Below are 6,173 nucleotides of genomic sequence, written 5' to 3'. Positions count from 1 at the left end.
ATTTCTACGTTTTTGACTTTGCAAACACTTTGTTGGTACAATGAAGCCAAGATCATCACAAGGAGAAACCATGATTCTTAGCCCAAAGGAAATCAAAAAGATTTCACAAAAAGCCTCTTCTGAGGTCTCCAAGAAAAAAGACCTGAAAGAGGTTAGCAAAAAAGTTGCTAAAAAGTTAGTCAAAGAAGGCGTAGAAAAGAAAAAAGAAGCTAAAAAAATCGCCAAAAAAGTTGCCAAAAAAATCAATAAAAAGATTGTAGGCTAGTTTTCGGGGCCACTTTTTTAGGGAAGTGGCCTTTCTCTTTTTCTCCCTTTCGCAGTAAAGCCCCTCATTTTCTACTATAATTTTCACAAAGAGACACAGGAGAACAGATGGCACGGTTTTACACACCTGCTCCCAACGAAAGCACTAAATGGCGCCAGTTTTTATTTGATGTGGTTTTTGAGCACGACACAAAACGCGGCAAGTGGTACGATGTGACGTTAATTTGTATTATTTTACTGAGTGTAGGTGTTACATTGCTTGATTCTATTGATGGAATCAACACAGAATATGGCAACGTGTTGCTCCAAATGGAGTGGGTGTTTACGGTGCTTTTTACCGTGGAATATGTAGTGCGCTTGATGGTTGTCACGCATCCATTGCGTTTTGCGCGTAGTTTTTACGGTGTTATCGATTTGCTGGCACTTTTACCCATGTACCTTTCCCTTTTCTTTGCGGGGGCTCACTATTTGGTGGTGCTTAGAATCTTGCGCATCTTGCGCATCTTTGAAATCTTGCACATGCGTCGCTATACTAAAGAAACCAGCGTACTCCTTGATTCTCTTTACAAAAGTTGGCGTAAGATTTTTGTTTTTTTGCTAGCGATGCTGACGATTATCACTATTTTTGGAGCGATTATTTTTATCATAGAAGGGCCAGAAAATGGTTTTACGAGTATTCCAACGGGCATGTATTGGGCACTTGTGAGTGTTTCCACGGTTGGGTATGGAGACATCTCGCCTGTGACACCTTTGGGGCAATTTTTTGCCTCGGTGTTGATTTTGATTGGTTATGGCATCATTGCTGTGCCTACGGGAATCTATACCGCTGAACTTGCCGCTTCATTGCAAAAAAGAGGCGATGGAAGGGCGTGTGGAGCCTGTGGGCACAGTGGTCATGAGCACACAGCGCACTTTTGTATGCAATGCGGTGAGAAACTGAACGCGTAGGTTCTTTACATGTAAAGCTTTTTTTTTGCTTAAAATGGCGAAATATATTTAAATTTAAGAATAAAAATATTATACTTTTGTCACATCTTAAGAGGAGTCAACATGGAACGACGTGATGCGATGAAAGTTTTAGCAGGTGCTTCTTTATTGGCTACAGGCGCGGTTGCCTATGATGAGAAGCTTATTGTTAATAAAAACGACTACGACTTCAAAGACCCTAAAAATCCTACAGAGTATGAACTTAAACATACGCCAGAAATTAGCGTTGGAAGTGCTGATGCCGCAGGGTTTAGCCTTGTAGAGGTAACTGTGGGACAAAAAGGAATTATTCACCCAAGTGTTGATAACCACTGGGTTTACCAAGTTGAACTTTTTGCGGGCGACAAGCGCGTGGGCGTGGTTGATTTAGAGCCAACAGTTTCTCGTGGCTACCTTGCCGCACGTGTTCAATTGAAAGAGGTAAAAACACTTCGTGCCATTGCACGCTGTAATTTACACGGAAACTTTAGCGCCACCCTTACTGTTTAATTTTTGCACCCCCACTTGGGGGTGTTCTGCAACTACTCCTTCACCACATTTTGCTACAATACCCAAAACTTTCAAGGCATTTATTATGAATATTTTATCCATTCAATCCCATGTTGCTTATGGCCATGTGGGTAACGCAGCAGCGGTGTTTCCCTTACAACGTCTTGGCGTGGAAGTGTGGCCCATTCACACGGTGCAGTTTTCCAACCACACGGGATATGGCTCATGGAAAGGGCGCGTGTTTGATGGTCACACGGTGGATGAGTTGCTTGAGGGCTTGCAAGAGCGCGAAGTGTTAGGGCGTTGTGATGGTGTGCTTTCAGGCTATATGGGTTCGCCTGACTTGGGGTACGCGATTTTAAGCGCGGTGGAGCAGACTAAAAAGGCCAACCCCAAGGCGCTGTATTGCTGTGACCCTGTGATTGGCGATGTGGGGCGCGGCATCTTTGTGCGACCAGGGATTCCTGAGTTCATGAACGAACATGCGCTAAAGGTCGCAGACATTATCACCCCCAATCATTTTGAACTAGAGTACCTTTGGGGGCAGGAAGCTTTACATGTAAAGGCTCTCAAAGAGGCCATTAAGGCCGTGCAGGCCAAAGGGCCGCGCATCGTGCTAGTCACTTCGGTGCATTTGGATGAAACGCCGCACGACGCGTTGGATTTGGTGGCGGGTGCGGATGGGGAGTTTTGGCGGGTGCGTACACCCAAGCTTAATGTTGCTCTTAATGGAGCGGGGGATATCATCTCGGCGTTGTTTTTTGTGCATTATTTGCGTACACGTTGCGTGAAAACCGCCCTTGGCGAAGCAGCAGCTTCGGTGTATGGGTTGCTCAAAAAAACCGAACTAGAAGGTTCTAGGGAAATCCTCCTTGTGGCCGCTCAGGAAGAGATCATCGCTCCTTCGTGGCGATTTGAAGTGGAGGCACTGTAGGGAAAAATAGCGCACTTGCTTTTAAGCCTATCTCCTATAGAATTGAACGGATTAAGCACTTCAAAAAAGGAGAAGTCATGGCAAAAGGTAAAACGGTTCAAAAAGAGACGAAGAAAAAACCCGAAAAGTCCCTAAAAGAAAAGCGCGAAGAGAAAAAAGCTAAAAAATCCTAGCGTTTAGCAAGGGGTAAGATGCCCCTTGTCTTCTTTTAAATCCAACCTTTTTTTTAAACAATAAAAACCACACTATGAGTCCGTAAAAATTATTTTTAGAAAAGCAGAGTGTTTGTTTTATTGATAGGGACTTGTCGCTTCAGTTTCGCACCAATTAGACGTGCCATTAGAGAATGTTGCCAAATTTAGCCTATGGGCAAGGGAGTGAAGTCAATTTTTTCAAGCTCTTCTGTCCCTCGTAAGTCTCTAGGCGAGAGATAGATATAAAATCTATTTTGTTCGCCAAGGGATTTTTCGATTTTTTGCAAAATATCCTCTTGCTTGGAAACTTGTGTTTGCCAAAAATCACTCTCTTGGTCTTTTGGGATGATTTGATTTATAAAAATTCCAGCACAATTTATTGAGAATTTTCCCAATGCCTCCACAGCTCTCTTTGTCTCCTCAAGTGGTAAAACTTGGGGAATCATTACTAAAAAAATGCTTGATTTTGTCGAGTCGGTCAAGATTGCACTTGTTTGCAAAAATAGTTCTTTTCTTGCCTCTAGTTTCTCAAGTGCTCTATCCCAACGATTTTTTCTACTGGGTTTAAAGGGGTTAAAAGCATAATCTTTTTTCTTTTCCCAAAACACTTCTGCTGCATTTTTAACTTTTTCTTGCTCTTTTTGGTGGCGCATTAATCCCTCGGTCCATGCGCTCATAATGCTAGGCAACGAAAGCAAACGAATAGTATGACCTGTCGGTGCCGTATCAAAAACAATATGCTCATACTTGTTTCCCAAGGTTATGAGATTACAAATACTTTCTAAAATTGCAGCTTCCTGGGCGCCTGGGGAATCTTTCGCTAGTTCTAAATGTTCTTTTATTTTTTTAAACATTTTAGGATCTGCATAGCCTTGAAGTGTCTCTTCAATACCTCTAAAATGAGTATCTGTCACTTCGTAGGCATCTAATTCCATTGCATCTAAAAAAGGTGATATTGCTTTAGGCTTTGAAGAGAGCTCTACGTCTAGTGCATCACCTAAACTATGAGCAGGATCTGTGGATACAATGAGAGTTTTTTTACTCTCTTTAGCTAGTTTTGAAGCAATTGAGGCAGAGAGGGTGGTTTTACCCACTCCGCCCTTGCCGCCTACAAATACAATGGGTGTTTGAATTTGTGGAATCATTAACAACATCCAAAGTGCCCAAGAGGCGATTTTTCCATTCCCATTCGCAAATGCCACTCATGGAACTCTTCTAGCATAAAAGGGAGTAATTCCATTGTATAAAACGAGACGGGATTGGGTACACCAAGTTGTTCTGCAAATACCATGAGCATGAAAACATCATTTTCATCTCTATAAGCAGCTGTTAGTGTGCGACGGTAGGGGGCGTGATAAAACTCATCAAGCCCCTCCAAAAATGCTTTAAATTTGGGGTGCATTCTTTTTCCATTCGCGCTTCAAAACTGAAATTCCCTCAAGTGTCACAAGTATAGTCGCGCCTAAAATTATCAAATCCATAATAATAAGCAACCAATTGCTCTTATTGTAAAAATCAACTAATTGAATTAGCAATGCTACAAAAGTAACCGATAACAAGAAAATAAGAGGAATTAGCGTGTATCTTATTGCGCTTTTTTGACGCATTAGCATCACTGTGACGATTAGCAAGGTCAATCCAGCCATGAGCTGATTGGTTGTGCCAAACAAAGGCCATATAATCATGCCGCCTCGACCGTCCATTCCACCTGCGCCAAATGCTAGCAATAAACACGCACCTACTGCAAAAAGTGTTGCAACCCAACCTTTTTTAAGCACATTTAAATTATAAATATCGCCCCACTCTTGGAAGATATATCGCTGTAATCTCACACCAGTATCCATTGTAGTTCCAGCAAAAAGAGCCGCCATAACAGTCAGTACTGTAGCAGAAAGCTCTGGGCTTATACCAATGCCTTCACTCATAATAGCTCCACCGCCTTGAACAAATGCAGCCACACCACCTTTACCAAAGCCGCTATACATTGCCTCCCAGTCTGCTAATGTTGCAAAACCTGCAGTTGCCGCTAGGATTGCAGCTAAAGCCAAAAGACCTTCACCAACTGAGCCAAAATAGCCGACAAATCTAGCATCCTTTTCATTATTAAGCTGTTTTGAAGTAGTTCCTGTAGATACCAAACCATGGAATCCAGATATTGCCCCACAAGCAATAGTAACAAAAAGGAGTGGCACCAAAGATGGGGTTCCTTCTGGTGTATTGGTATTAAACATTGGAGCAACAACATCTGGCGCAACAACAATGAAAGAAAAATACAACAATCCAAGGCCAATAAAGAGTTGGAGTCCGTTGATGTAATCTCGGGGTTGTAACAACATCCAAACAGGAAGCATGGATGCGATTGCAGCATAAGTAAAAAGTATAATAATCCAAGTTGTGTGTGGTGTCATACCAAATACAGAATCAGGTAAAGAGACAGGCACACTTGGTCCAATTAGAATGAGCAAATAAAGAGCGACTACGCCCACCAATGAAACAACAGGAAGGTTTAGTTTGTATTTATAAATAGCTTGACCAATAATAAATGCAACAACCAAGGCGCCCCAAACAGGCACTACAGCCGAAGGAGTTGCCACCATCATATTGGCAATAACTACAGCAAATGCGGCGTTAACCATCAATAATAGCAAGAAAACAACTACCATCATCAAGCTTCGAGCTTTTGGACTAAGCACCTTGCCTGCTATGGAAGCAATAGATTGCCCCTTATTCCGTACACTTGCCCAGATTGCGCTCATATCATGCACGCCGGCCAAAAAGATAGTACCAACAATAACCCAAATAAACGCAGGCAACCATCCCCAAATTACTGCGATTGCAGGACCAACGATTGGTGCGGCTCCAGCCACTGAAGTAAAATGGTGGCCCCAAAGAACATATTTGTTTGTAGGAACAAAGTCGATTCCATCTTCAAACTCATGGGCAGGTGTTTTGAAATCTGCGCTTAATTTCAAGATGCGTTCTGCAATAAACTTAGAGTAGAGGAAAAATCCTCCAGCCAAACCTGCTAATCCTAAGAGTAGCAAAACCATTGCATTCATTAACACTCCTTAGTGTAGATGTTTTAGGATTATTCTAACAAGGTGCCACCTTTTTGAAAGCGTGTTTCAAAAAAATGAAATGTATTTTACACTACGTTGATACTTTTAGTAACATGTCTTACACTTTTAGATTAGTGTCTTAATAGTTTCTAAAATATTTTATGTTAAATATATAAAAGTGTCATATGATCTTTACATGTAAAGACACACAAATGGTTTTCTACTCGTTTTTATAATAAGTTGATT

Annotated in this window: 7 protein-coding genes; 4 read left to right on the top strand and 3 right to left on the bottom strand. The window is 41.8% G+C overall.

Translation table 11 applies throughout. The features are described from left to right. Positions 1-70 precede the first annotated feature (70 nt). The 4 genes from JWV37_RS12400 to pdxY all read left to right on the top strand — a co-directional run bounded on the left by JWV37_RS12400 (position 71) and on the right by pdxY (position 2,674). A complete protein-coding gene (locus JWV37_RS12400) occupies positions 71-265 on the top strand; it encodes a hypothetical protein (RefSeq protein ID WP_205460178.1) in 195 nt (64 codons plus the stop codon). Positions 266-372: 107 nt separating this feature from the next. Next, a complete protein-coding gene (locus JWV37_RS12395; protein WP_205460177.1) occupies positions 373-1,212 on the top strand; it encodes an ion transporter in 840 nt (279 codons plus the stop codon). 102 nt (positions 1,213-1,314) lie between these two features. Continuing rightward, entirely contained in the window at positions 1,315-1,740 is a 426-nt protein-coding gene (locus JWV37_RS12390; RefSeq protein WP_205460176.1) for a desulfoferrodoxin family protein, read from the top strand. An 85-nt stretch (positions 1,741-1,825) separates the two neighbouring features. Beyond that, positions 1,826-2,674 carry a pyridoxal kinase PdxY gene (gene pdxY, locus JWV37_RS12385; protein WP_205460174.1) on the top strand — a complete coding sequence of 283 codons (849 nt, stop codon included), beginning with the start codon at positions 1,826-1,828 and terminating at the stop codon, positions 2,672-2,674. Positions 2,675-3,032: 358 nt separating this feature from the next. Here pdxY and JWV37_RS12380 read toward each other — a convergent pair whose 3' ends face one another. From JWV37_RS12380 to JWV37_RS12370, 3 genes are read right to left on the bottom strand one after another with little or no spacing between them, the layout of a single operon-like run. Continuing rightward, the gene (locus JWV37_RS12380; RefSeq protein ID WP_205460172.1) at positions 3,033-4,070 is read right to left on the bottom strand and encodes an ArsA family ATPase; all 1,038 of its coding nucleotides are present in this window, start codon (positions 4,068-4,070) and stop codon (positions 3,033-3,035) included. Then, the gene (locus tag JWV37_RS12375) at positions 4,013-4,270 is read right to left on the bottom strand and encodes a cory-CC-star protein (RefSeq protein WP_205460170.1); all 258 of its coding nucleotides are present in this window, start codon (positions 4,268-4,270) and stop codon (positions 4,013-4,015) included. The genes JWV37_RS12380 and JWV37_RS12375 overlap by 58 nt, the downstream gene beginning before the upstream one ends. Next, positions 4,254-5,927 (bottom strand): carbon starvation CstA family protein, encoded by a 1,674-nt coding sequence (locus JWV37_RS12370; RefSeq protein WP_205460168.1) that lies wholly within the window; start codon positions 5,925-5,927, stop codon positions 4,254-4,256. Before JWV37_RS12370 ends, JWV37_RS12375 begins: the two co-directional genes overlap by 17 nt. Positions 5,928-6,173: the final 246 nt, after the last annotated feature.

Source organism: Sulfurospirillum tamanense (genome assembly GCF_016937535.1).
Taxonomy (GTDB): Bacteria; Campylobacterota; Campylobacteria; order Campylobacterales; family Campylobacteraceae; genus Sulfurospirillum_B; species Sulfurospirillum_B tamanense.
This window is presented reverse-complemented; position numbering and strand designations above follow the sequence as displayed.